The organism is Pseudomonas yamanorum (assembly GCF_900105735.1).
GTDB lineage: Bacteria > Pseudomonadota > Gammaproteobacteria > Pseudomonadales > Pseudomonadaceae > Aquipseudomonas > Aquipseudomonas yamanorum.
The window spans coordinates 369,649-393,241 of record NZ_LT629793.1 but is presented as its reverse complement, the minus strand read 5'-3'; the positions used below and the strand labels follow the sequence as shown (position 1 = coordinate 393,241).

The window sequence follows — 23,593 nt, the reverse complement described above, 5'->3', positions numbered from 1 at the left end:
GTCGGCTCAGTCTACCGGGCGACTCACTTCAAATAACAGGCGCTGATCCAGTCCGAAGGCTTGGGCGCCAGCTGTTCGGCCACAGGTAGATACCGCGCGTCCAACTGCGCGGCCAGCCAGTACAGGGTATTGCTGCTCTTGGGGTTCCACTCGCCGCTGTAGCCCGGTTCGCCGATGCGGGCGCGGTCCCTGTCGAACTGCACGTGGGTGTTCACGAATTCTTCATGGTTGCGCTGGCCTTTGGCATACGGCGCAAGCCAGTCCAGTGCTTCGCTCAGCGCGCCGCCGTGGGGCGCGGTGAAGTCCAGCCAGTTGCCGCCAATGCCGTAGGGTTTGGCCGCCAGCGCCGCCTGAACCAGCGGCTCCAGGTCGTAGACCACGTAGTGCAGGGCGTCACGGTCCTGGAAGTCGGTCACCGAACCGTCGGGCAGCACGTTGTCGGTGATCTGTTGCTGGAACAGCTTGAAGGCCTCTTCCAGCATCTCGCGGTCGCCCAATGCGGCGGCAGCTACCGTGACCAGCTTCACGCGGTGGCTTTGCCAGTTATTGGTGTTGGTGGCCTTCTTGGCGCCATGGAACTGCTTGATACGCTCGATATAGCCGTTGCCCAGGTTGGTCAGCAGCGCGCGGGTGGCGTCGCGGGTCTGGGGGCGAAGGTCGCTGGCGGTGAGGGCGTAGGCGCTCATCAGCATGTCGAGGTTGGTTTCGTCGATCGGATTGAAATCCGGCTGATAGGTGCTGGCCCACGCGCTCAGGTAGTCATCCACTTGCTTGAGATAGCGCGTGTCGCGGCTCAGGCGCCAGGCGAGGGCAGCCTGGCGCATCACCGGCCAATCCTTCTCGGCGGCGATGCTTTGCTCGCGAATGCCGTGGTTGGGCAGCGTGCCTTCGGTGTGCAGATGGGGCAGGGCGTCGGGTTGGTCACCGAGGTGGCGCTGGGCGGCGGCCAGAAGCGATTTGGAGGTCGGGTTCGAGGTGGCAGGCTGGCAGGCACTCAGGACCTGGGGCGCGGCAAAGGCGGCTTGGGCGAACGAGGCGAGCAGCGCGGCCAGGGCCACGGTTTTCAGAGAGCGTTGGAGCATGCAGTTTCTCAGGGTTGGATTGACCAGATCGGGGCACAGCCACGCTACCATGCCCGTGATGGGGATTTGATGAAATACCCGCCAGCCCTCTATCCTAGCCTGCCAAGCCCGGTCGAGAACAGGACGCCCCATGACCTTGCAGTTCGTGAAGATGCACGCCCACGGTGATGACTTCATCGTGATCGACCGGCGCGGCCGGGATGACCCGATCACCGCTGAAATCGCCCGCCGCCTGGGGGACCGTCATCGCGGCATCGGCTTCAATCAATTGGCCGTGGTGCTCGATTGCGCTGACGCCGCTGCCCGCATCACATTCTGGAACCCCAACGGCACTCCGCTCGATACCTGCGGCAGCGCCACCCGTGGGGTTGCGGACATGCTGATGCGCGAAGCCGGCACCGCCACCATCGTGCTGCGAACCAACCGAGGGCTGCTGACCTGCGTGCGCGAATCGGGACAGCGGGTGTCGGTGGACATGGGGCGGCCGTCATTGGGCTGGGAAGAGATTCCGCTGGCGCAAGCGATGCACACCGAACGCTTGCCGCTGGAGGGCGACCCGGCGGCGTGCAGCATGGGCAACCCGCATTGCACCTTCTTTGTCGACGACCTTGCGGCGGTCGATATCGCGACGCTTGGGCCGTCGTTGGAAACCCACCCGCTGTTCCCCAACAAGACCAACGTGCATTTCGTGCACGTGCTGGACCGCAGCCATATCCGCCTGCGCATCTGGGAACGGGGCGGCGGCATCCCGCAGGGCTCGGGCTCGTGCTGTTGTGGTGCGGTGGTCAACGGGATTCGTCGTGGGCTGCTGGATGACACCGTCGACGTGCAATGCGATGGCGGTACCGTGACGGTGCATTGGGACGGTCACGGCGGCGTGGTGTTGACGGGGGCTGTCCAAACCGTTGTTCACGGCACAGTGGCTGCCGCGCTCATGGGTGGCGCAATGGAAAGTGCACACTGAAAGTGGTGCCCTGGTCCGGGCTTGAGCTTACCGAAACACCTCCATCATGGGCCTTGGCGATTTCCCGCACGATAAACAGCCCCAGGCCAACGCTACGCACCTCACTGTCCTGCTCCGTGCCTCGGGTCATGGGTTCAAACAAGCCAGCCATCAACGCTTCGGGAATGGCCGGCCCTTGGTTATGTACCGAGAGCCGGCTCTCTTGCGCGTCCTGGTGCGAGGTGACGGTAATAGGCTGTTGCAGATCGCCGTACGCCACGCTGTTGGCCACCAGATTGCCGATGATTTGTTGGATGCGGTCGGCATCCAGGAACGTGCGGGCGCTGCCCGTGGCGTGATGTTCGAGGGTCGCCGTGGGGAACGCCACCCGCAACTCGTCGAGACTGTCACGGGTGACGGTGTGCAGGTCGAGTGCTACGGGGTTGATGCCGATGCCCTGGCCCACTCTGGCCTGAGTGAAGTCCAGCAAGTCGGCGATCATCCGCTGCGCCCGTTCGGTGGACAGGCCGATATGCCCCAGGAGTTGGCGCTCCTTGGGGCTGCGCTCGCCACGGGCGAGGAACTCCGAGGCCATCTTGATCGCGGTAAGCGGGTTCTTCAGGTCATGGCTGACAATCGCGACCATCTGCTCGGCAAACAGCGCCCGGCGCTGGGCGATTTCATAGGCGCTGCTCAGTTCGGCTTGGGCCTGCTGCAGCGCGACTTCAGTGGCGGTCTTTTCCTGCAACAAGGCTTCAGCCAGTTTGCGGGCATTGAGCAGTTCACGCTCGTACTTGTCGCGGTCGGTGGTGCCGAAGAGGGCCAGTTCGTTGTAGGCAATACCGGCATGTTCGTGCCTGACGCCGTTGAGCAATACCGTGACGGTGCGTCGGTCACGGTGCAGCAGGTCGAGTTTTACTTCGGCGATGGAGCCTTGCATTTTCATCAGCGGCGCAAGGTGCGTCTGATGGAAGATCCGCCCGCCCATCGTCAGCAGGTCCTGGAACCGTCGTTCTTTCAACTCATCGACGCTGAAGCCGGTCCAGTCGCTGAAGCACTGGTTAGCCTGCACGATGGTGCCGTCTTCCCGGGTAACCACCAAGGCGCAGGGCGCGCCGTCGAACAAACGTTGAGAATCCGGCAACGACAGGTTATCGACTGGCATCGGCACCTACCCATGGCAACAGGAAACTGTCCATGGCCGCTGAGCAGGCCCCGGGTGCACTCATGTGCGGGCAATGCCCCACGTTATCGACCAGGCAATACGTGCTGGCGGGCAACGCGGCATGCAGGTACTCACCGACGCACACCGGTGCGATCAAGTCGTCGGTGGATTGCAAAATCAGGGTGGGGGTCATCAGGCCCGCGATGTCCTGGCGGTTGTCCGACAGGAAGGTTACCCGTGCGAAGCGCTTGGCGATATCGGGCTCGGTGCGGCAGAAGCTGTTGGTCAGTTCTTCGCCGAGGGCCGGTTGCCCTGGCGCGCCCATGATCACCGGGGCCATGGTGCTGGACCAGCCGAGGTAATTGCTGTCGAGGGTATCGAGCAATGAATGGATATCCTCGAGGGTGAACCCGCCCGTATAGCCATCGGAATCGATATAGCAGGGCGAAGGGCCGATCATCACATGGGCGGCGATTGTTCCGGGCGCCTGGCGATCGGCCAGGGCGCCGATCATCGCGCTGACGGAGTGACCCACCAGCACCACCGGGCCCACGGCGTATTTATCAACAATCTCGCCCAAGTCATGGGCGTAGCCGGCGAGTGAGCTGTATTTTTCGGTGTCGTACGCGCCCAGATCAGACTGGCCAGCACCCACCAGGTCATACAGCACGACGCGGAAACGGCCGGTGAAATGAGGAAACAGGTAATTCCACATGGTTTGATCACACCCGAAACCATGGGAGAAAACCAGGGTCGAGGGGCCGCTGCCAAACACCCTGACGTTATTGCGCTGCTGAAGGTCCATGGCGTTCTCGTGTAGGGCGCGTGTGGGGGTGGCGTAAGTCTAGATAGTCGGTGGCTTCGGGTCACCTGTTTACAGCGTCGATAGGGTAAAGTCGGCCGATTCAGGATGAAACTTCAGGTAACAAAACATGATGGTGTTCCTACGGCAATGTGTCTTGGGCTTGCTACTGATCGTTTCCGGCTCGCAGGTGTGGGCCGATACCGTTCCCCCGGCGCCGGTCACGGTTGCGCTGGACCAGCGCGTGATCGACCTGACCCACACCCTCGACGCCGCCACTCAATCGCGCATGACCACGCAACTCGCCGGCCTGGAACAACGCAAAGGCGCACAGGTGGCTGTGATGCTGCTGCCGAGCACCCAGGGCGTGGGCATCGAAGACTTCGCCAACCAACTCTTCCGTGCCTGGAAACTGGGGCGCAAGGACGTCAACGACGGCATCCTGCTGCTGGTGGCGAAGGACGATCGCAAGGTGCGGATCGAAGTCGGTTACGGCCTGGAAGGCGTGGTCACCGACCTGCTGGCCCACCGCATCATCGAAGAGCACATCACCCCGGCCTTTCGCCAGGGCGATTACGCCGGCGGCGTGCAGCAGGCGGTGGACGACCTGACGCTGTTGGTGGACGGCGGCAATTTGCCCGAGGTGGCCAAGGCCGGTTTTCCGCCTGAGGCTTATGCGGTGCTCCTGGCGTTCATGTTTGGCGGGGTGGTCGGGGTATTGATGGGGGCTGAAAAACTCCCTTGGCGTCGGGCCCTGATGGCGGTGGTCGTTGTCACTGTGGCGCTGGTAACGGTTGCAGGCGGCAAAGACTGGCCGGTCTATTTGCTGTTGCTGCCCCTGTGCATGTTGATTGGCGGTGCCACGTTTGGCGCGTTGTGGCAGGCGAGGGTGGCGTTTTATGCCGTGCTGGGGCTGTTGATTTATATCGCCGGGGTGCTGCTGACCGATCACTTTGTTGGCGACCTGTCGCTGATCCACTGGCTGGCTTATCCCATGGCCGGGCTGCTGATCCTGGGCCTGTACTTCGGCCTGTTCCTGGTGATGAAAAGCATGTGGAAAGAGAGCCAGGGCGGCTTTATCGCGCGGCTGGTGGCGGTGCTGGTGGTGTACGGGGTCGCTGGGGCATTGATTGATAAGGGCGCCACGGGATGGCTGCTGGCGTTTCCATTCGCTTCGTTCGCGGCGCTGTTCATCTTTGCCCACGGTATCAGCGGCGGGTCGGGGTCGGGGTCTGGTGGGGGCTCCAGCTCCTCCGGTTCGAGCTCCAGTTCCAGCAGCAGCTCATCGGGGGGTGGCGGTTCCAGCGGTGGGGGTGGCGCGTCGGGGAGTTGGTAAGACTCCCCCGGAAGCTAGGCGGGCTTGTAGGCAATCCAGCCCTTGAAACTGAAGCCCGCGTAGAACAGTTCCACACCTTCAAAGCCTGCCTCCCGTAGCAGCGCTTCATCGTTGTTGGGTGACAGCACCGGCAAGTGGCTGCTGATGGCGGCAATCGCCCGCTGCGCATCTTCAGGCGGCACGCCGGAATCCACGGCATAGGCCGCATAACGCTTCAGCCAGCGCGCTTTTTCCTCTGGCGAGGATTGGGGGAAGCTGTGATGCGCCGCAATCAAAGGCGCGCCTGGCGACAAGCGCCGCCACAGTTCTTTTAGGGTTTGCAGACGCTCTTTGGCCGGGATGAAGTGCAAGGTCAGCAAGGACGTGGCGGCATCGAACGGCCCCTCGGGCGCGGTATCGATATAGCCTTCATGCAACTGCACACGGGCCATCAGCGGACCCAAGGTGGCCTCGGCCAGCTTCAGCATCTCGGCAGACGGGTCCACCCCCACAAACTGCCACTCGGGCTGGCTGTCAGCAAACTTCTTCAACTCCAGCCCGCCGCCTGCACCGAGTACCAATACCTTGCCGGTGGCCGGGACGGTTTCGCGTAGCAACAGGGTGGCCATGCGCTGCAGGGACTCGAAACCCGGCACCAGCCTCACCGGGCCTTCGGCGTAGCGAGCAACAGCGGCGGGGTCTGAAAACCAGGTCATGGTGGTTCCTGTTGGCGGGGGAAGCGATAACCCTACTGGGGCAAATCCGGGCTGGCAATTGAAGAGATGTGCAGTTGTGTTAAAACGTTGCCTTTGCTGATTTTGAGAGTACCCCTCGAATGCTCCCCGACATGCTTATCCGCGATGCACGGCCTGAAGACGCGTTATGCATTGGCGTGCTGGGCATGCAGGTTTTTCTCGATACCTACGCCACAGAAGGCATTCGCGACTCAATCGCTGCCGAGGCGCTGCAAGCGTTTTCGCCCCAGACGATTTCCGCGCTGATCGCCCAGCCGGGCACGGCGATTATCGTCGCTGAATCAAATGGGCATCTGGTGGGGTTTGCCCAGGTGGCGATGGACACCGGCCATGCGCTGATCTCAACCCCGAAAGCGGCGGAGTTGCAGCGACTCTACATCCAGGAACGGTTTACCGGCCTGGGCCTCGGCTACCGTTTGCTGCAAGCGGTTGAACAGCGTGCAGGGCAGGGTGGGGCGTCGTTGCTGTGGGCGACGGTGTGGGTCGGCAACGAGCGTGCGCTGGGGTTTTATCCGCGCCGTGGTTATGAGCTGCTGGGGGCGCCGACTTACACGTTTCAGAATGAGAGCCATGAAAATCGGCTGTTTGGTAAAAGACTTCAGTCTTAACGCGTGAGCAATTGCACTTAAGAAAATCGAAATGATGTCGATATGATGTCATCGCTCACAAGGACCGTTTATCCGATGAAAGTGTTAAAGCTCGCCGTTGCCTGTGTATTCCCGCTGCTCGGCGCCTGTTCCGACCACCACTACAAGAACTACCAAGGCGATTGGGCCCCGGAAAAAATGCAACCGGTCGACCTCTCCGACAACCACCCGAATGCAGCGCTGGTGTACTTCGAAACGTTCCGGGTACGTGAACTGGGCGTGCCGTTTCACCGCTTGGTGTTGGCCACGGAAGTAGACGGCGTTGCGCTCCCGGGCGCCGGTCGACGTTCAATCCTTGATGTGTCCGGTGAACAGGCGCTCAAGTTGGCTCCGGGCAAGCATTCATTGCGCTGGTGCAACGTGTCGATGAACGCCTTGGGCACCGGCGGCGCCTTCTGCAACAAAGGCGCCGATGATGTGGTGTTTGCCGGGGGCCAGCGGTATGTCGTGACCTTCCGCATGACCGCCAGCACCAAGGGCTACCCGGGTGCCTACAGCGTGGAGTACCGCACGTACTCGACGATCAAGAACCTGGACACTCAGGAAGTCATTTTCCCGTTGGAAGGACAGGGTGATGGCTGAGCGCCTCGCACTGGAGAAGCTGGCTTATCTGGAGTTCCTGCGCCTTCTTGAGGCGAGTCATTTTGAACCGCAGCGCACCGGCCAAGCGTTCTACAACCACTTCAACTTGCACCGGCTTTCGGATCAACAAGCGCTGGCTGGGTTGTATGCGGCGGATGGGCGTCAGGCGATAAAGCTGATTGAGCGTATGTTCGACATCGAGTGAAGTAAGTTCCTCAGAGCATTTTGCTCAGGAACACCCGGCTGCTGCCTTCCGGGTCGCAAGGGATTTCACCAAACCGCACCCAGCCATTCTTCTCGTAAAACTCCGGGGCCTGGAAACTGAGGGTGTACAGCATCGCCGAGCGGCAGCCACGGTGACGGGCTTCGTCTTCGAATGCTTTCAGCAGCGTTGTGCCCAGGCCTGAGCCACGCAGGGCCTCGGGCAGATGAAACAGGTCGAGAAAGGCCATGCCGAGGCTGGTTTTGCCGGTGATGCCGCCGAGGGTTTCACCGGTGTCGGGATGCTTGATCAGCACCGTCAACGGACGTCGGTCATTGGACCCGGTGACGTGCTCGTTGAAGGCGGCGAGGCCGCTGCCCAGGAGCTGCTCGGCTTTGGCGTCTGGCTGGTCGCCGACCTCAATCAGATGCGGCTTCATAGATCCATCACCATCTCATGCCACGCCATCCCGCCATGGTCCGACGCCGACGGCTGCACATAGCGATAGCCCATGCGCTTATACAGCTCCACGTGGCGTTCCTTGCACATCAGGTGAATGGTCTTCTTGCCCATCGCCTGCATGCGCTGGATAAACGTCTCCATCAACTGCGTCGAATAACCCTTGCCCTGATGAGCCGGGTCAACCACCACCGACATGATCACCACATTCGGCGCATCGGCTGAATGCCCGACCAACTCCTTGAAGGCCTCATCCGACATCACCACTTCATCGGCGCAACCGCAGTTGATGAAACCGACCACAACACCATCCGCCTCCAGGATCAGAAAGCCTTGCGGGTACAGCGCGATGCGCGTGGCGATCTTTTCCAGGGTGGCGGCTTCATCGCCTTCGTAGGCCGAGATTTCGATCTCGTAGCAACGGTTGGCGTCGGCGGGGTTGGCGTTACGGAAGGTGAGGGCGGGCATTGGGTTACCAGAGTGGAAATTGAACGACAGCCCCCATGATAAAGAAAGAACACCCCGACAGCACCGCCGAACACAAAACCCACTAACACCCCCGCCCCCCTGTTGGAGCCGTCGAGCTTTAGCGAGGCCGCGATGGCGGCCTTGCTGACACCACCAAGACTCGCCAAGCCCTATAACTAGAAAACCCGCTAATGCGGGTTTTCTCATAACTGAGCCGGGCTCTATTAAACCCCACCCACCAACTTCCCCCCCTCCAACCGGCGCTTATACGCACTGTCCCGACTCGCCAACCAGAAATACAACGGTGACGTCACCACCAACCCCACCAACCACGACAAATCCGCCCCGTTGATGTGTGCCGAAATCGGCCCGACATACAGCGGCGTATTCATAAACGGAATCTGCACCACAATCCCCACCGCATAGGCCACCAGCGCCTGAGGGTTGTACCGCCCGTAAATCCCGCCGTCGACCCGAAAGATCGAACCGATGTCGTACTTGCCCTTATGAATCGCATAGAAGTCGATCAGGTTGATCGCCGTCCACGGCACCAGTACCACCAGCAGCACCAGCACCATGTCCACGAAGTGCCCGATAAAATCCTTCGACGCAAACACCGCCGCAATCGAACACGCGGCCAACACCAGCACCGAGATCACGGCGCGCGCCTTGGCGGTGGGGATCCAGCGGTAGGCAAAGGTCTGTACCAGGGTGATCAACGACAGCACGGCGCCGTACAGGTTAAGGGCGTTATGACTGATCACGCTGAGCAGGAACAGCAACAGCATCAGCGGGCCAATGGAGCCGGTCGCCAGTTTGACCGCGTCCATGGTGTCCATTCCCACCGGCGTGGCGAGTACCGCAACCGCACCGAAGATGAACGACAGGCTGGAACCGAGCACGGTGCCCAGATAGGTGGTCCAGAAGGTCGACGCCACCGGCACATCCGCCGGCAGGTAGCGGGAGTAGTCAGACACATACGGTGCAAACGCGATCTGCCACAGCGCAGCCAGCGACACGGTGGCCAGCCAGCCGGAGATGTTGAAGTTGCCGCGCGTCAGGAAGTCGGCCGTCTGCACATGGGTGAAGATGTAGCCGAAACCCAGCACGATGCCCGCGCCCAGCACCCAGGTGCCGATGCGGTTGAGCACGTGGATGAAGCGGTAGCCGATGATGCCGATGATCCCCGAGCCGATGGCGCCGATGACGATGCCCACTGGCACCGGGATCGCGTCGACGACGCCGTGCAGGGATTTGCCCGCCAGTACGATGTTGGAGGCGAAGAAGCCGATGTACATCACGCCGGCGATCACCACCACCAGCAGTGCGCCGAGGGAGCCGAACTGGGCGCGGCTCTGGATCATTTGCGGGATGCCCATTTGTGGGCCTTGGGCCGAGTGCAATGCCATCAGCACGCCGCCGACGAGGTGGCCGACGAGGATGGCGATGATGCCCCACACCAGGTTCAAGCCGAACAGTTGCACGGCCAGCGCGCCGGTGACGATGGGCAACGGCGCGATGTTGCCGCCGAACCACAGGGTGAACAAGTCTCTTACCTTTCCGTGGCGATCTTCCGGGGGCACGTATCCAATCGTGTGTTTTTCGATAAGCGGGGCGGAGGATGTTGCAGTGGTAACCATGACGAGCTCCAAGGCAAGGTGAGTACGTTGACGTACTTCGCTGGGCGGCGCGTGTGCGTCGCTTTTGTTGTTGGAGTGATCATGTGCAATGGTCACGGGTAGGTAAATTAGTAAGTTTGTTGCTATAGACCTTAAAAATAATATCTCGCGGCGATTTTCGCTCCGGTATGTTGCATGGACTTGAATCGTCAAAAAAAGCGGCTTTTTCTTGCACTTGTTTGGGGCGAATTCCCACGTTTCTGGAGGTCCCGATGGCTGCCTATAACCTGCGCCAGCTCAAATATTTTGTAACCACCGCCGAGTGCGGCAGCGTGGCAGAGGCCTCGCGCAAGCTCTATATCGCGCAACCGTCGGTGTCGACGGCCATCAAGCAGCTGGAAGACAGCTTTGGCGTGCAGTTGTTTATCCGCCATCACGCCCAAGGGGTGTCGCTGACGCCCAGTGGTGCACGGTTCTATCGCAAGGCCCTGGAGCTGCTGCGGGTAGCCCATGAATTCGAGCAGAACGCGCTGGCAGACAACGACGTGGTGGCGGGGCAGATCGATATCGGCTGCTTCGAGACGGTGGCGCCGCTGTATTTGCCGCGTTTGATTGCAGGCTTCAAGCAGCGCTGGCCGGGGGTGGAAATCCGCCTGCGGGACGGCGAACAGCAGGAGCTGGTGCAGGCGCTGACCGCCGGCAGTATCGACGTGGCGATGCTGTTTGAGCATGACCTGGGCAGCGCCATCGAGACCACACCGCTGATGCCGCCGCAGCAACCCTATGCGTTGTTACCGGCGGATCACCGGTTTGCGCAGCAGGCCAAGGTGTCACTGGCGGATTTGGTGCTGGAGCCGATGATTCTGCTGGATGTGCTTCCGAGCCGGACGTACTTCGTGAGCATCTTTGAGGAGCGTGGGCTGACGCCGAATATTGTCTTCAGTTCGCCGTCGATCGAGATGGTGCGCGGGATGGTGGGGCGCGGGTTTGGCTTTTCGATTCTGGTGACCAAGCCGTTTTCGCCGTATTCCTATGACGGGCAGAAGCTGGTGTGTGTGCCGTTGGCGGAGACGGTGACGGGTTCGGGGTTGTCGGCAGTGTGGTTGCGGCGGGCGCCGTTGACCAAGCCGGTGCAGTTGTTTGTGGAGTATTGCCGGGAAGAGCTGGCGCGGTTACTTGGGTAAAACACAGAGCAAAAAAATGTGGGAGCCGGGCTTGCCCGCGATGGCGGTGTGTCAGCCAGCAAATAGGCCAACTGATCCACCGCCATCGCGGGCAAGCCCGGCTCCCACAGTTGATTTGTACTGCTTGGGGAATCAGGTACGGATCGAAAGCAACATTCGCTGCAGCATTTCATCGCAACCCTTCAGTTGCTCCACACTCACAAACTCATCCGGCTTATGCCCCTGGTCCATGCTCCCGGGCCCGCACACCACGGTGGGAATGCCCGCCGCATCAAACAACCCACCCTCAGTTCCGAACGCCACGGTGCCAAATTCCCGCGAGCCGCAAAACGCCGCAATCAGCTCCGCCGCCTGGCTACGCTGATCGGTGGCCAGCCCCGGGTACGCCGACAATTCACTGAAGCGAATCGCACTCTGCCGGCTCACCGCCTGCATGCGCGGCAACACCTGCTGCATCGCATAGGTTTGCAGCTCCTCGGCCACTTCACCCGGGTCCATCGACGGCAGGGCGCGCACTTCAAAGTCGAAGCGGCAATCCGCCGGGACGATATTCAGCGCCTTGCCCCCGGAAATCACCCCGGTTTGCACGGTGCTGAACGGCGGGTCAAAGCGCTCGTCCTGATGCACCTTGAGGCGCTGGCCAATTCGCCCCAGCTCACCAATCAACTCCGCCGCATACTCGATCGCATTCACGCCCTGAGGCGCATACGCCGAATGGCACGCCTCGCCATGCACTTCGCAGCGCATGGCGAGCTTGCCTTTATGGCCCAGCACCGGCTTCAACTCGGTAGGCTCGCCGATAATGCACAGCAGCGGTTTCACCGACCATTGCTCCAGTACCTTGAGCAGCGAACGCACCCCAAGGCAGCCGACTTCCTCGTCATAGGACAAGGCGATATGCACCGGCATCCGCAGGTCTGCGTTCACCAGCGACGGCACCAGCGCGAGCACGCAGGCGATGTAGCCCTTCATGTCCGCCGTGCCCCGGCCATACAACTTGCCGTCGCGCTCGGTCAGGGCAAACGCGGGCAGCGTCCAGGGTTGCCCGTCCACCGGCACCACGTCGGTGTGCCCCGACAGCACGATCCCGGGCACTTGCGCCGGGCCGATGGTGGCGAACAGATTGGCTTTGCTGCGTTCATCGTTGTAGATCAGTTCGCTGGCGACGCCGAACCCCGCCAGGTATTCGCGTACGTACTCGATCAATTGCAGGTTGGACTCGCGGCTGGTGGTATCAAACCCCACCAGCGTCTGCAGCAATTCGCGGCTGTTGCTCATCGGTCGTCTCCGGCCACGCCGTAGCCCGGTGAGCGGTCCGGGGCCAGGGCGCGGTCGATGTAGTCCTGCACCTGCGGGCGGTAGGCGTCCCACAACTTTTGCAGTTCGCCAATCGGGTTCTCATCGGCCCAATCCACCCGCAGGTTGATGATCGGCCAGGTCAGTTCACCCACCACTACCACGGCTGCCGAATGCACCGGGCCGGCTTCGCCACCGGCGGCGATGGCTGCGTGCATCGCGGCCAGCAGGCGATCGGTGAGTTGGCCTTCGCCCTGTTCAAATGCGGTGACCATGGCCTGGATCACCGAGCGGTCCGCGAGCATATTGCCGGCCGCGACGCACTGTTCACCCGACACCGCGTTATGGGTGCCGAGGGTTTCGCTGCCGCTGAAATGCACGGTGCGCCCCAGGTGATCAATCGCCGTCAGTTGCCGGTATTGGCTGTAGCCGTTGCGGGTGAGCGCCTTGTCCACCGCGTCGGCAGGGGCCAGGCCTTGCTCCAGCAGGTCGAGTACATCCGGGCCCAGGGCCGGCAGGGTGATATTTTGGGTCGAGACCGCACCCACACCGGGCCGCAGCCACGGGCAACGGGCGCCCACGGCGATGCTCGATGAGCTGATGGCAATGCCCATCTGGCCGGTTTCCGCGCAGCGGGCGACGATTGAAAAGGTCATGTCGTGCCTCCTTGGGTTACTCGGGGATGACGGCAATCACGTCGATTTCCATCAGCCACTGTGGCTGGCCCAGGGCCGAAACCACTAACCCGGTGGAGATCGGGAACACGCCCTTGAGCCACTTGCCGACTTCCTGGTACACCGGCTCGCGGTAGCGCGGGTCGATCAGGTAGGTGGTGGTCTTGACGATGTGGCTCAGGTCGCTGCCGGCTTCTTCCAGCAGTTGCTTGACGTTGCGCATGGCCTGTTCGGCCTGGGCGCGCGGGTCGCCGAGGCCCACCAGCTTGCCGTCGAAATCAGTGCCCACCTGGCCCCGTACATACACCGTGTTGCCGGCGCGTACGGCCTGGCACAGGTCGTTGTCCAGGCTCTGGTTGGGGTAGGTTTCCTTGGTGTTGAACATGCGGATGCGAGTGTGAGTAGGCATCAAAAAAACTCCAGAAAAAAGTGATCAGGCGCTGACAGGTGAGGTGTGAACAACCGGTGCGGGCTCGCGGTATTCAAGGTATTGGCGCTGGATGGCGATATGGTCAGCCACGTACTTGGCGTCATGCCACACGCCCCAGATAAACGACGAGCCCCGGCGCGACTGCCATGGCAAACCAAGGAAGTAGATGCCCGACTCGCTGGCCACGCCGCGCTGGTGCTGCGGCTTGCCGGCGGCGTCAAATGCATCGACCTTCAGCCAGCTGTAATCCACGGCAAAGCCGGTGGCCCAGATGATTGAGGTGATGCCGGCCTTCGCCAGGTCCAGTTCCAGAATTGGCTGCTTGATGCACTCGGCATCGGGAAACACGCGGCGCGCTTCGGGCTCTACCGGCAGGTCGAGGCCGTTGCGTTCGATGTAGGCATCCGCCGCATCCAGCAGGGCCAGGTAGTTCTCATCGCCGCGGGCCAGGTTTTCCACCAGATTAGGTTGGAAGCGAGCGACGCTGCCGTCGAAGGATTGGGTCAGGCCGACCAGGGTCATGCCTTGCTGGGCGAGCTCGCGGAAATCGATGGTCTTGCCGCCGTGGGCGCCGCTCACCGCGATGGTCACGTGTTCGCGGCCGGGTTTCATCGCGGCCTGGTCCCACTCGCCCAGCACTCCCAGCCACCAGCAGAAATCGCGGTTGCGATAGGCACGTGGTGGGCGGTCGTGGGCACCGACCGACAGGTACACCTGGCGCCCGGAGCGTTGCAGTTCGTCGGCGATCTGCACCCCGGAGGAACCGGCGCCCACAACCAGCACGGCGCCAGCCGGCAGTTGCGCGGGGTTGCGGTAGTCGGCGGAGTGGATCTGGTGCAGCGCGCTGTCTTGAGGCGCAATCGCCGGAATCACCGGCTTCTGGAACGGCCCGGTGGCCGCCACCACGCGGTTGGCTTCGATCACGCCTTCGCTGGTGTGGATGGTAAAGCCCGGACGACCGACATTGCGCATGACGGAGGTCACGTCCACGCCGGTGCGAATCGGCGCATTGAACTTGCGTGCATAGGCTTCGAAGTAGTCTGCCACGCGCTCTTTCGTCGCAAAGCCATCGGGGGCGACGTTATCGAAAGCCAGGCCCGGAAAACGGTCATGCCAGGCCGGGCCGTTGGCGACCAGCGAATCCCAGCGGCCGGTGCGCCAGCGCTCGGCGATACGGCTGCGCTCCAGCACCAGGTGCGGCACGCCTTGTTTGCTCAGGTGCTCGCTCATGGCGACGCCAGCCTGACCGGCTCCCACTACCAGCGTGTCTGTTTTTGTTATTGCTTGAGTCATGTGTCTGTCCTTGCGTAATGCAGTTGGATTCAGCTTGGGCATGGCTTCAAGGCTAGGGGGAGGGCGGTTTTAAATAAAATATTATTAAGCTGGGAAGTGAGCATAAATATCGGATGCAGGCTCACCCTATCGGGTGATTTCGAGGATGGGGCGGGTGTGTAACCATCCTGGCAGTTCTTTCAGCGAGTGTTTGAAGTGGAAAACGACCGGCTTTCTTCTGCGCAATGGTTCGAACAGATGGCCCGGGTGACCGACAGCATCGGGCAATCGGGGTTCGCCGCGACCTTATTCGAGGCCCTCGGTTATCTCCAGCCGATTCAGGCCACGACGCTGTATTTCTACCCGCGAGGTGGCATGCCCAGCGCGTTGTTCGAGCTGGAAGGGCCGTGGTTGCCACAAGGCAATGTGCGCCAGTACCTGTCGGGGTTCTATTTGCTCGACCCGTTTTACGGGGCCTGCGTGGAAGGCGTCAGCTCCGGGTGTTACGACCTGGCCGACGTCGCCCCCGATCACTTCGAACTCAGCGAATACTTCCAGTCGTTTTACCGGCACTCGCACCTGGAAGATGAGCTGAACTACATCCTGCAGTCGAGCAACGGCTCGAGCCTGGCGGTGTCACTGGCCTTTACGCAAAAGCTCGACGCCGCCATCACCCAGCAATTCAAGCGCATCGCCCCATGGGTGCTGGCCGTGCTGGGCAAGCATTTCGTAGGCCTGGATGCCCACGGTGCGCGTTTCGAGAACCTGCTGGAGCAGCGCATTCACTCGGCGTTGAACAACTTCGGCTCGTCGATATTGACCGAGCGTGAATGCCGGATCGCCCAACTGATCCTGCGTGGGCATTCCACCCGCTCGTTGGCCGAGCGCCTCGACGTCTCGGAAGACACCATCAAGTCCCACCGCAAACACATCTACACCAAGCTCGATATCGGCGCGCAATCAGAACTGTTTGCCTTGTTTATCGACTCGTTGGCCGAAGCCCAGGGCGTCCTGAGCAAAGACCCCCTCGAAAGCTACATGAGCAAGCACCGCTGAGCGGCGTTGCTCGCCCTTGCGTCACTACTAATAAGAGAGAAATACCATGAACGTACCCGCCCAACTGAACCGCCTGACCGAGGACTACCAGAAGTCGGATGCGGCCCACCACATCCATGCCTTTGTCGATCAAAAAGCGTTGAATGCCGAAGGCCCGCGGGTGATGGTGCGCGGTGAAGGCCTTTACCTGTGGGACAGCGAAGGCAAGCGTTACCTGGACGGCATGTCGGGCCTGTGGTGCACCCAGCTGGGCTATGGCCGCAGGGATTTGACCGCTGCCGCTGCCTCGCAGATGGACCAGTTGGCGTACTACAACATGTTCTTTCACACCACCCACCCGGCGGTGATCGAGCTGTCGGAGTTGCTCTTCAGCCTGTTGCCGGGCCACTACAGCCACGTGATCTACACCAACTCCGGCTCCGAGGCCAACGAAGTGTTGATCCGTACCGTGCGTCGTTACTGGCAAGTGGTCGGCCAGCCGCAGAAAAAAATCATGATCGGTCGCTGGAACGGCTATCACGGTTCCACCCTGGCCGCGTCTGCCCTGGGCGGCATGAAGTTCATGCACGAGATGGGCGGCCTGATTCCCGACGTGGCACACATTGACGAACCTTATTGGTACGCCCATGGCGGCGAGCTGACGCCTGCCGAGTTCGGCCGCCGCTGCGCCCTGCAGCTGGAAGAGAAAATCCTCGAGCTGGGCGCTGAAAACGTCGCCGGGTTTATCGCCGAGCCATTCCAGGGCGCGGGCGGCATGATTTTTCCGCCGGAAAGCTACTGGCCCGAGATCCAGCGTATTTGCCGTCAATACGATGTGCTGCTGTGCGCCGATGAGGTGATTGGTGGCTTTGGCCGTACCGGCGAGTGGTTCGCCCATCAACACTTCGGTTTTGAGCCGGACACCCTGTCCATCGCCAAAGGCCTGACCTCCGGTTACCTGCCAATGGGCGGCCTGGTGCTGAGCAAGCGCATGGCCGATGCACTGGTGGAACACGGCGGCGTGTTCGCCCACGGCCTGACCTATTCCGGGCACCCGGTGGCGGCGGCGGTGGCGCTGGCCAACCTCAAGGCGCTGCGGGATGAAGGCATCGTGCGCCAAGTGAAGGACGACACCGGGCCGTACCTGCAAAAAATCCTGCAGGAAGTGTTCGGCAATCATCCGATGATCGGCGAGATCCAGGGCACGGGCCTGCTTGCGGCCTTGCAGTTCGCCGAAGACAAGAGCACGCGCAAACGCTTCGACAATGAAAACGACCTGGCCTGGCAGTGCCGCACTTTTGGTTTCGAAGAGGGCGTAATCATTCGCTCGACGCTGGGCCGCATGATCATGGCGCCGGCACTGGTGGCCACGCGCACTGAGCTGGACGAGCTGGTTGAAAAGACCCGCATCGCCGTAGATCGCACCGCACGGATCGCGGGAAAACTCTGAAGTGACCAGCGCGCCACCCCAGGCGAGGGGTGGTGCGCAACCTCCATCAGGCAACGCTTGAACGGCATCGATGTGATCGCATGCCGCGACGGCCTGCATCCCCAATTCCAGGAGTCACCCATGAATACAATAACAAACGTGACCGATACACCCGCTCATCAACCCTCACCCAAAACCGCTTCGTCCCGTCGGTTTCGTCAGCCGCTGGGTCTTGTCGGGCTGGTGCTGTTCGGCCTGGCGTACATGGTGCCGCTGGCGGTGTTTACCACCTACGGCCTGGTGACCCAAATGACCAAGGGCCACTTGCCGACCGCCTACATGCTGACTCTCGCCGCCATGCTGCTGACGGCCTACAGCTATGGACGCATGGTCCAGGCGCATCCCTATTCGGGCTCGGTCTACTCCTACACCCGCAAGGCGTTTGGCGCCTACTTCGGCTTCATCGCCGGGTGGACCCTGTTGCTGGACTACATCTTCCTGCCATTGCTCAGCTATTTGCTGATCGGCATCTACATGTCCGAATACTTCCCCGCAGTGCCCACCGCCGTGTGGGTGCTCGGCTCGATTGCCCTGGTGACCACGCTTAACCTGGTGGGTATCGAGTCCATCACCCGGGTCAACTGGATACTCATCGTGGCCCAGTTGGTGTTCATTGTGGTGTTCGTGGCTTTATCAGTGCATACCCTCAGCGAGCAGTTCGCACCCGTGTCGCTGATGGCGCCATTCCACCATGAAGGCTTCAGCGCGCCGCTGATCATGGCGGGTGCCGCGGTGTTGTGCCTGTCCTTTCTCGGCTTTGATGCGGTGTCGACCATGGCCGAGGAAACCCCCGACCCGCGCCGCACCATCCCGTTGGCGATCATGGTGGTGTCGCTGTTCGGCGGTCTGCTGTTCCTGCTGGTTTCGTATTTCGCGCAAATGGTGTTCCCGGAATGGAACAGCTTCGTCGACCCGGATTCCGCGTCGGTGGATGTGATGCGCCGGGTAGGCGGCGAACTGTTGGTGACCGCCTTTACCGCGACCTATGTGGCCGGTTGCTTCGCCTCGGCGATGGTCTCCCAGGCCAGCGTGTCGCGGGTGTTGTTCGCCATGGGCCGTGACGGCGCGTTGCCCCGCGTGCTCGGCAAGCTGGTGACGAAAAAACGCGTGCCCGCCACGGCCATCGTGCTGGTCAGCCTGTTCTCGCTGATTGCCTTGTTCATCACGCTGGATACCGTCGCCAACATGATCAGCTTCGGTGCGCTGTTCGCCTTCTCGGCAGTGAATCTGGCGGTGATCAAGCATTACCTGGTCGACCAGAAGTTGCGCGGCACGAAGAACTACCTGCTGTACGCCGTTGTGCCGGCGCTGGGGTTCCTCAGCACGATCTGGCTGTGGAGCAGCCTATCCAGTCTGTCGTTCACCATCGGCCTGTGCTGGATGGGGCTTGGGCTCCTGTGTCTGCTGGGCATCACGCGGGGGCTGCGGGTGAAGATGCCGGAACTGCAGATCGTCGAGTGAACCCCTCGTTTATCCATCGCCATTTATTGGGAGTACAACGTGTTCGACCTTAACTATTGGCAACAGCGTGTTGCCCGCCAGACCTTCATCAACACCGCCCTGATCGGTGGTCGCTCAGTCAGCGCGGCATCGGGGGCGATCTTCGATGCGATCAACCCGGCCACCCAGCAGTTGCTGTCGCAGGTTGCAGCCTGCGGTGACGCAGAAGTCGACCTGGCCGTGCACAGCGCACGCCAGGCCTTCGACACTGGCCCTTGGCGGCGAATGCCGCCGGTGGAGCGCAAGAAGATCCTGATCAGGCTCTCCGAGTTACTGATGACCCACCGCGAAGAGCTGGCGCTGCTCGATTCGCTGAACATGGGCAAGCCGGTAATGGATGCCTACAACGTTGACGTACCCGGCGCCGCCAATGTGTTTGCCTGGTACGGCGAAGCCCTCGACAAACTTTACGATCAAGTCGCGCCCACTGCTCACAACGCGTTGGCAACCATCACCCGTGAAGCACTGGGGGTGATCGCGGCGGTAGTGCCGTGGAACTTCCCGCTTGATATGGCCGCCTGGAAACTCGCACCGGCATTGGCGGCCGGTAACAGCGTGGTCTTGAAGCCCGCTGAGCAGTCGCCGTTCTCTGCCCTGCGCCTGGCCCAGCTTGCCCTGGAAGCGGGTATCCCGGAGGGTGTGTTGAATGTGGTGCCCGGCCTCGGCGAAAGTGCCGGCAAGGCCCTGGGGCTCCACCCCGACGTGGATTGCCTGGTGTTCACCGGCTCCACTCAGGTCGGCAAGTATTTTATGCAGTATTCCGCCCAGTCCAACCTTAAGCAGGTGTGGCTGGAATGTGGTGGCAAAAGCCCGAACCTGGTGTTTGAGGACTGCCAGGACCTGGACCTTGCTGCGGAGAAGGCCGCCTTCGGCATCTTTTTCAACCAGGGCGAAGTGTGCTCGGCCAACTCCCGTCTCTACGTGCAACGCTCCATCCATGACGAATTCATCGAGCGCCTGATTGCCAAATCGCGCGCCTGGATGCCGGGTGATCCGCTGGACCCCAGCAGTGCAGCCGGTGCCATCGTCGACAGTCAGCAAACCGCACGCATCATGCACGCCATCAGCCAGGCCCGAGGGGAGGGCGCCAGGCTGTTGTGTGGTGGCAAACAGTTAAGCATCAATGGCTCCTCCAACTTTATCCAGCCGACCATTTTTGCCGGCGTGACCCGAGCCATGGCCCTGTCCCGTGATGAAGTGTTCGGCCCGGTGCTTGCGGTGAGCGCCTTCGACACGGAAGAGCAGGCGATACACCAGGCCAATGACAGTGTCTACGGCCTGGCGGCCTCGGTATGGAGTGATGACCTCAACCGTGCGCACCGTGTGGCCCGAGCCCTGAATGCCGGAACGGTTTCGGTCAACACCATCGACGCCCTGGATGTGTCGGTGCCTTTCGGTGGAGGCAAGCAATCCGGGTTCGGGCGTGATCTGTCGCTGCACGCTTTTGACAAGTACACGCAGCTGAAAACCACCTGGTTTCAGTTGCGTTAACTCAAGGCTGTCACCCGGTCGTGTATTTATGCGTGCGCGACCGGCACAAGTGCAGGCAAACTCAGCGCGAACTCAGAGGGTTTTGAATACCATGGTCACTCTTCGCGTAATGAGCGCCGCCGACTACGACGCCGTGCTTGAACTGATGCAGAACACGCCTGGCATCTCCCTGCGCGACGCCGACTCCCGCGAGGCCACCGCGCGTTACCTGGAGCGCAATCCCGGCATGAGTTTCGTGGCCGAGATCGACGGGGTGCTGGGTGGATGCGTGATGTGTGGGCACGATGGCCGGCGCGGTTATTTGCAGCATGTGCTGGTGCTGCCTGAGTATCGGCGCCAGGGCATTGCGAACGCGCTGGTAGAACGCTGCCTCACCAGCCTTGCGCAGTTGGGCATCCGCAAATGCCACCTGGATGTGTTCAAGACCAATGACAGCGCCGCCCGTTATTGGCAGGGCCAGGGCTGGCAGCTGAGGACCGATATTGACCGCTATTCGTTTACCCGACCGGGTGACGAGAACGCCTGACGTCCATGGAGGGACAAATGCTCGAGATACGACGCGCCACGCTGGAAGATGCACAGACAGCCTTCGACATTCGCCGGTTGGCCATACGCAGTCAATGCATCGGCGCCTATACGTCCGAGCAGATGATGGTGTGGACCCGGGGCGCCGCCGAAGACGGCTATGACGCGTTGATGGACAAGCCTTTTTACCTGGGCTGCGTGAACGGTGAACCTGTGGCCACAGGGATGCTGGATCTGGCGAACAACGAAATCGGTGCGCTGTTTGTGCTTCCAGGGTTTACCGGGCGTGGGATTGGCAAGCAGGTGCTGGTGTATCTGGAGGCGTTGGCGCGGGAGTTGGGGATTAAGGAAGTGATCCTGGACGCGACGTTGAATGCGGCGGATTTTTATCGGCGGTGTGGGTATGTGGGCGATGAACAGGCGATCTACCACTCGCCGTCGGGGTTGCGGCTGGCCTGTATTCCTATGCGCAAACACCTCCACAATGTTCGCTGACCCACCCAAAAACCTGTGACGAGAGAGCTTGCTGTAGTGAGGGAGCTTGCTGTGGCGAGGGAGCAAGCTCCCTCGCCACAGGTCATGTGTCGTCTTGGATATTGAACTCCGTACGCAAACACCTGATCACCTCGCTCACCGAAGCGCCTTGAACAGCCGGCGGCGTAGGGCTCTCACCAAACTCGCGCCAGATAAAAAGCGTCAGCTCCGCACCGTCGGTTGCCTTCTGCTGCGTCCCGAAATTCTGCAAAACCCGATAGCGCTCATCCTGCCAGAACAGCGCCTCAACCCATCCATAAACGGGTATGAAATGAAAGTGCAGCGGGAAGCCCGGCATATGCCCGAACCGGCTGATGTAAAGCCACTTGGGCTTCAACTGCGCTTCCATGACCCGCTGGGTTTTAGCCAGCAATCCGCCCAGCTCCGCGAGCGCTGCATCGGGTATGTCTGCAAGTGAGTGGACAGACGCCTTGGCACCTAGCATCAAATAGCCCGGCAGCGCGGACGACAGGTGATGATTGAGCAGCCAATGCTCGGTCTCATGCACAACAAAGGATGGATCGATCTTCATCGACATACGCCCATGGGAGGAGGGTGGCAGGATACCAAGAGTCACCGCCCTGTATCCCGCAAATGCTGCGGATCTGTCTCTATCGCTGTGCGCACCTGTTCGGTACGTTCTGTGCACCTGCATTCACCGCCGAGACAATCATGGACCTGACCGCAATCCCCTTTGGCACCACCGACTGGTCGACCCTCGAACCGGTGCTGCATCCCGGCGAAACCGGCAGTGCGTATTGGCGCACCTGCCAGTTCGGCTCAACCCGCGTGCGCATGGTCGAATACAGCGCCGGTTACCTGGCCGATCACTGGTGTTGGCGCGGGCATGTCCTGCTGTGCCTGGAAGGTGAGCTGCACACCGAACTGGAGGATGGCCGGCAGTTCACGCTGACTGCCGGGATGAGTTATCAGGTGGGCAATGACATGGAAGGGCATCGGTCATCGACTACCGTCGGGGCGAAGTTGTTCGTGGTGGATTGAGGCGTCAAGCCAGTCGCACAATCAACTTGCCGAAGTTGCGCCCCTCCAGCTGCCCGATAAACGCCTCAGGCGCATTCTCAAGGCCCTCGACAATGTCTTCGCGCCACTTCAGCTTGCCCTGATCAATCCACTGCGCGGCTTCCTGCAAAAAGTCGTCCTGCTGCTCGTCAACGAACTCGGTCTGGATAAAGCCGCGCACGGTGAGGCTCTTGGCGAGGATGTCGTGCATAGTCGCCGGCAGTCGGTCGACCTGTTGCCCAGGCACCGAGCTGTCGTTGTAATGGGCGATCAACCCACATACGGGTATCCGCGCAAAGTCATTGAGCAGCGGCCTCACGGCATCCCAAACCGCCCCCGAGACATTTTCGAAGTAAACGTCAATTCCATTGGGGCAGGCTTCGGCCAACTGCTGGGCAAAATCCGCTGCGCGATGGTCGATGACGGCATCAAACCCGAGTTCATTTTTCACGAACGCGCATTTCTCCGGCCCGCCCGCGATACCCACGGCGCGTGCGCCCTTGATGCGGGCGATCTGGCCGACCACCGAGCCCACTGCGCCACTCGCCGCCGCCACTACCACGGTGTCACCGGGCTTGGGTTGGCCGATAGTGAGCAACCCCGAGTAAGCGGTGAACCCCGGCATTCCAAGAACTCCCAGCGCTGTGCTGGGGTGGGCCATGCCCGGATCCAGAAGCCGCAGATCGAGACCGTCCGAGAGCGCAAAACGCTGCCAGCCGGCATAGGCAAGCACCATGTCGCCCTCTTGCCACAATGGGTTTCGTGAGTGTTTGATCCGCGCGACCGTGCCGCCCACCATCACCTCGCCGATGCCCACTGGCTCGGCATAGGATTTGGCTGCACTCATGCGCCAGCGCATGTAGGGGTCGAGGGACAGATAGAGGTTCTCAAGCAACACTTCGCCTTCGGCAGGCACGGGAATCGCGCTGTACTCCACGCGAAAATCGCTGGGTTGCGGGCGCCCGTCGGGGCGGGCTGCCAGTACGATGCGTTGGTTCTGGAGTTGGGTCATGAGGCTCTTCCTGGTTGATAACGTTCCAGCAGAGTAGTCATGCTCCAGCTATCGAGGTAGGGTGATAGCTGTTGATTCAGAGTTAATCCAAA

Annotated in this window: 26 protein-coding genes; 13 read left to right on the top strand and 13 right to left on the bottom strand. The window is 61.3% G+C overall.

Going from position 1 to position 23,593, the window contains the following annotated elements; all coding sequences use genetic code 11:
• Positions 1-23 precede the first annotated feature (23 nt).
• Positions 24-1,082: an alginate lyase family protein gene (locus BLU46_RS01890; protein ID WP_093197801.1), complete on the bottom strand. Its 1,059-nt coding sequence runs from the start codon at positions 1,080-1,082 to the stop codon at positions 24-26.
• 130 nt (positions 1,083-1,212) lie between these two features.
• Between BLU46_RS01890 and dapF the strand changes: the two genes are divergently transcribed.
• Positions 1,213-2,046 carry a diaminopimelate epimerase gene (gene dapF / locus BLU46_RS01885; RefSeq protein WP_093197796.1) on the top strand — a complete coding sequence of 278 codons (834 nt, stop codon included), beginning with the start codon at positions 1,213-1,215 and terminating at the stop codon, positions 2,044-2,046.
• Here the strand turns inward: dapF and BLU46_RS01880 are convergent.
• Positions 2,015-3,190, bottom strand: coding sequence for a PAS domain-containing sensor histidine kinase (locus BLU46_RS01880; protein ID WP_093197793.1), 1,176 nt, complete (start codon positions 3,188-3,190; stop codon positions 2,015-2,017). The genes dapF and BLU46_RS01880 overlap by 32 nt on opposite strands.
• Positions 3,177-3,995, bottom strand: a complete 819-nt coding sequence (locus BLU46_RS01875; protein WP_093197790.1) for an alpha/beta fold hydrolase — start codon at positions 3,993-3,995, stop codon at positions 3,177-3,179. The genes BLU46_RS01880 and BLU46_RS01875 overlap by 14 nt, the downstream gene beginning before the upstream one ends.
• Positions 3,996-4,122: 127 nt before the next feature.
• Here BLU46_RS01875 and BLU46_RS01870 point away from each other — a divergent pair, with 127 nt between their 5' ends.
• Positions 4,123-5,328, top strand: a complete 1,206-nt coding sequence (locus BLU46_RS01870) for a TPM domain-containing protein (RefSeq protein ID WP_093197785.1) — start codon at positions 4,123-4,125, stop codon at positions 5,326-5,328.
• A 14-nt stretch (positions 5,329-5,342) separates the two neighbouring features.
• On the opposite strand, the gene BLU46_RS01865 is transcribed toward BLU46_RS01870, so the two are convergent.
• Positions 5,343-6,023: a class I SAM-dependent methyltransferase gene (locus tag BLU46_RS01865; protein ID WP_093197782.1), complete on the bottom strand. Its 681-nt coding sequence runs from the start codon at positions 6,021-6,023 to the stop codon at positions 5,343-5,345.
• Positions 6,024-6,154: 131 nt separating this feature from the next.
• Between BLU46_RS01865 and BLU46_RS01860 the strand changes: the two genes are divergently transcribed.
• From BLU46_RS01860 to BLU46_RS01850, 3 genes are all read left to right on the top strand, one after another.
• Positions 6,155-6,670: a GNAT family N-acetyltransferase gene (locus BLU46_RS01860; protein WP_231988858.1), complete on the top strand. Its 516-nt coding sequence runs from the start codon at positions 6,155-6,157 to the stop codon at positions 6,668-6,670.
• 75 nt (positions 6,671-6,745) lie between these two features.
• The gene (locus tag BLU46_RS01855; RefSeq protein ID WP_093197777.1) at positions 6,746-7,291 is read left to right on the top strand and encodes a hypothetical protein; all 546 of its coding nucleotides are present in this window, start codon (positions 6,746-6,748) and stop codon (positions 7,289-7,291) included.
• Positions 7,284-7,496 carry a hypothetical protein gene (locus tag BLU46_RS01850; protein WP_063030888.1) on the top strand — a complete coding sequence of 71 codons (213 nt, stop codon included), beginning with the start codon at positions 7,284-7,286 and terminating at the stop codon, positions 7,494-7,496. Before BLU46_RS01855 ends, BLU46_RS01850 begins: the two co-directional genes overlap by 8 nt.
• A gap of 10 nt (positions 7,497-7,506) precedes the next feature.
• Here BLU46_RS01850 and BLU46_RS01845 read toward each other — a convergent pair whose 3' ends face one another.
• From BLU46_RS01845 to BLU46_RS01835, 3 genes are all read right to left on the bottom strand, one after another.
• Positions 7,507-7,932, bottom strand: coding sequence for a GNAT family N-acetyltransferase (locus BLU46_RS01845; protein WP_093197772.1), 426 nt, complete (start codon positions 7,930-7,932; stop codon positions 7,507-7,509).
• A complete protein-coding gene (locus BLU46_RS01840) occupies positions 7,929-8,420 on the bottom strand; it encodes a GNAT family N-acetyltransferase (protein WP_093197767.1) in 492 nt (163 codons plus the stop codon). Before BLU46_RS01840 ends, BLU46_RS01845 begins: the two co-directional genes overlap by 4 nt.
• Before the next feature lie 224 nt (positions 8,421-8,644).
• Complete coding sequence (locus tag BLU46_RS01835) at positions 8,645-10,060, bottom strand: purine-cytosine permease family protein (protein WP_003210161.1); 1,416 nt, start codon at positions 10,058-10,060, stop codon at positions 8,645-8,647.
• A 251-nt stretch (positions 10,061-10,311) separates the two neighbouring features.
• On the opposite strand from BLU46_RS01835, the gene BLU46_RS01830 reads away from it, so the two are divergent.
• Entirely contained in the window at positions 10,312-11,223 is a 912-nt protein-coding gene (locus BLU46_RS01830) for a LysR substrate-binding domain-containing protein (RefSeq protein WP_063030880.1), read from the top strand.
• A gap of 132 nt (positions 11,224-11,355) precedes the next feature.
• On the opposite strand, the gene argE is transcribed toward BLU46_RS01830, so the two are convergent.
• The 4 genes from argE to BLU46_RS01810 are packed head-to-tail and all read right to left on the bottom strand — an operon-like array spanning position 11,356 to position 14,958.
• Complete coding sequence (gene argE / locus BLU46_RS01825) at positions 11,356-12,501, bottom strand: acetylornithine deacetylase (RefSeq protein WP_093197762.1); 1,146 nt, start codon at positions 12,499-12,501, stop codon at positions 11,356-11,358.
• Positions 12,498-13,175: a DUF1028 domain-containing protein gene (locus BLU46_RS01820; RefSeq protein ID WP_093197759.1), complete on the bottom strand. Its 678-nt coding sequence runs from the start codon at positions 13,173-13,175 to the stop codon at positions 12,498-12,500. Before BLU46_RS01820 ends, argE begins: the two co-directional genes overlap by 4 nt.
• 16 nt (positions 13,176-13,191) lie before the next feature.
• Complete coding sequence (locus BLU46_RS01815) at positions 13,192-13,602, bottom strand: RidA family protein (RefSeq protein WP_026077677.1); 411 nt, start codon at positions 13,600-13,602, stop codon at positions 13,192-13,194.
• 24 nt (positions 13,603-13,626) lie between these two features.
• Positions 13,627-14,958, bottom strand: coding sequence for a flavin-containing monooxygenase (locus tag BLU46_RS01810; protein ID WP_408003259.1), 1,332 nt, complete (start codon positions 14,956-14,958; stop codon positions 13,627-13,629).
• 195 nt (positions 14,959-15,153) lie between these two features.
• Here BLU46_RS01810 and BLU46_RS01805 point away from each other — a divergent pair, with 195 nt between their 5' ends.
• From BLU46_RS01805 to BLU46_RS01780, 6 genes are all read left to right on the top strand, one after another.
• Positions 15,154-15,951, top strand: coding sequence for a helix-turn-helix transcriptional regulator (locus tag BLU46_RS01805; protein WP_093210070.1), 798 nt, complete (start codon positions 15,154-15,156; stop codon positions 15,949-15,951).
• A gap of 46 nt (positions 15,952-15,997) precedes the next feature.
• Entirely contained in the window at positions 15,998-17,380 is a 1,383-nt protein-coding gene (locus tag BLU46_RS01800; RefSeq protein WP_093197749.1) for an aspartate aminotransferase family protein, read from the top strand.
• 120 nt (positions 17,381-17,500) lie between these two features.
• A complete protein-coding gene (locus BLU46_RS01795) occupies positions 17,501-18,880 on the top strand; it encodes an APC family permease (protein WP_093197745.1) in 1,380 nt (459 codons plus the stop codon).
• Positions 18,881-18,919: 39 nt separating this feature from the next.
• Entirely contained in the window at positions 18,920-20,410 is a 1,491-nt protein-coding gene (locus tag BLU46_RS01790) for an aldehyde dehydrogenase (RefSeq protein WP_093197740.1), read from the top strand.
• Between the two features lie 28 nt (positions 20,411-20,438).
• Positions 20,439-20,936 carry a GNAT family N-acetyltransferase gene (locus BLU46_RS01785; RefSeq protein WP_157721256.1) on the top strand — a complete coding sequence of 166 codons (498 nt, stop codon included), beginning with the start codon at positions 20,439-20,441 and terminating at the stop codon, positions 20,934-20,936.
• A 17-nt stretch (positions 20,937-20,953) separates the two neighbouring features.
• The gene (locus BLU46_RS01780; RefSeq protein WP_093197735.1) at positions 20,954-21,430 is read left to right on the top strand and encodes a GNAT family N-acetyltransferase; all 477 of its coding nucleotides are present in this window, start codon (positions 20,954-20,956) and stop codon (positions 21,428-21,430) included.
• Positions 21,431-21,512: 82 nt separating this feature from the next.
• Here the strand turns inward: BLU46_RS01780 and BLU46_RS01775 are convergent, their stop codons facing one another.
• Positions 21,513-22,001 (bottom strand): HIT family protein, encoded by a 489-nt coding sequence (locus BLU46_RS01775; protein WP_093197730.1) that lies wholly within the window; start codon positions 21,999-22,001, stop codon positions 21,513-21,515.
• Positions 22,002-22,141: 140 nt separating this feature from the next.
• Between BLU46_RS01775 and BLU46_RS01770 the strand changes: the two genes are divergently transcribed.
• Positions 22,142-22,471, top strand: coding sequence for a DHCW motif cupin fold protein (locus BLU46_RS01770; protein WP_093210067.1), 330 nt, complete (start codon positions 22,142-22,144; stop codon positions 22,469-22,471).
• A gap of 4 nt (positions 22,472-22,475) precedes the next feature.
• On the opposite strand, the gene BLU46_RS01765 is transcribed toward BLU46_RS01770, so the two are convergent.
• Positions 22,476-23,501, bottom strand: coding sequence for an NADP-dependent oxidoreductase (locus BLU46_RS01765; RefSeq protein ID WP_093197725.1), 1,026 nt, complete (start codon positions 23,499-23,501; stop codon positions 22,476-22,478).
• Positions 23,502-23,593 lie beyond the last annotated feature (92 nt).

Coding starts and splice junctions, on each gene's coding strand:
- BLU46_RS01890 (WP_093197801.1), bottom strand. CDS start 1,082: ATGCTCCAACGCTCTCTGAAAACCGTGGCCCTGGCCGCGCTGCTCGCC.
- dapF (WP_093197796.1), top strand. CDS start 1,213: ATGACCTTGCAGTTCGTGAAGATGCACGCCCACGGTGATGACTTCATC.
- BLU46_RS01880 (WP_093197793.1), bottom strand. CDS start 3,190: ATGCCAGTCGATAACCTGTCGTTGCCGGATTCTCAACGTTTGTTCGAC.
- BLU46_RS01875 (WP_093197790.1), bottom strand. CDS start 3,995: ATGGACCTTCAGCAGCGCAATAACGTCAGGGTGTTTGGCAGCGGCCCC.
- BLU46_RS01870 (WP_093197785.1), top strand. CDS start 4,123: ATGATGGTGTTCCTACGGCAATGTGTCTTGGGCTTGCTACTGATCGTT.
- BLU46_RS01865 (WP_093197782.1), bottom strand. CDS start 6,023: ATGACCTGGTTTTCAGACCCCGCCGCTGTTGCTCGCTACGCCGAAGGC.
- BLU46_RS01860 (WP_231988858.1), top strand. CDS start 6,155: ATGCTTATCCGCGATGCACGGCCTGAAGACGCGTTATGCATTGGCGTG.
- BLU46_RS01855 (WP_093197777.1), top strand. CDS start 6,746: ATGAAAGTGTTAAAGCTCGCCGTTGCCTGTGTATTCCCGCTGCTCGGC.
- BLU46_RS01850 (WP_063030888.1), top strand. CDS start 7,284: ATGGCTGAGCGCCTCGCACTGGAGAAGCTGGCTTATCTGGAGTTCCTG.
- BLU46_RS01845 (WP_093197772.1), bottom strand. CDS start 7,932: ATGAAGCCGCATCTGATTGAGGTCGGCGACCAGCCAGACGCCAAAGCC.
- BLU46_RS01840 (WP_093197767.1), bottom strand. CDS start 8,420: ATGCCCGCCCTCACCTTCCGTAACGCCAACCCCGCCGACGCCAACCGT.
- BLU46_RS01835 (WP_003210161.1), bottom strand. CDS start 10,060: ATGGTTACCACTGCAACATCCTCCGCCCCGCTTATCGAAAAACACACG.
- BLU46_RS01830 (WP_063030880.1), top strand. CDS start 10,312: ATGGCTGCCTATAACCTGCGCCAGCTCAAATATTTTGTAACCACCGCC.
- argE (WP_093197762.1), bottom strand. CDS start 12,501: ATGAGCAACAGCCGCGAATTGCTGCAGACGCTGGTGGGGTTTGATACC.
- BLU46_RS01820 (WP_093197759.1), bottom strand. CDS start 13,175: ATGACCTTTTCAATCGTCGCCCGCTGCGCGGAAACCGGCCAGATGGGC.
- BLU46_RS01815 (WP_026077677.1), bottom strand. CDS start 13,602: ATGCCTACTCACACTCGCATCCGCATGTTCAACACCAAGGAAACCTAC.
- BLU46_RS01810 (WP_408003259.1), bottom strand. CDS start 14,958: ATGCCCAAGCTGAATCCAACTGCATTACGCAAGGACAGACACATGACT.
- BLU46_RS01805 (WP_093210070.1), top strand. CDS start 15,154: ATGGCCCGGGTGACCGACAGCATCGGGCAATCGGGGTTCGCCGCGACC.
- BLU46_RS01800 (WP_093197749.1), top strand. CDS start 15,998: ATGAACGTACCCGCCCAACTGAACCGCCTGACCGAGGACTACCAGAAG.
- BLU46_RS01795 (WP_093197745.1), top strand. CDS start 17,501: ATGAATACAATAACAAACGTGACCGATACACCCGCTCATCAACCCTCA.
- BLU46_RS01785 (WP_157721256.1), top strand. CDS start 20,439: ATGCGTGCGCGACCGGCACAAGTGCAGGCAAACTCAGCGCGAACTCAG.
- BLU46_RS01780 (WP_093197735.1), top strand. CDS start 20,954: ATGCTCGAGATACGACGCGCCACGCTGGAAGATGCACAGACAGCCTTC.
- BLU46_RS01775 (WP_093197730.1), bottom strand. CDS start 22,001: ATGAAGATCGATCCATCCTTTGTTGTGCATGAGACCGAGCATTGGCTG.
- BLU46_RS01770 (WP_093210067.1), top strand. CDS start 22,142: ATGGACCTGACCGCAATCCCCTTTGGCACCACCGACTGGTCGACCCTC.
- BLU46_RS01765 (WP_093197725.1), bottom strand. CDS start 23,501: ATGACCCAACTCCAGAACCAACGCATCGTACTGGCAGCCCGCCCCGAC.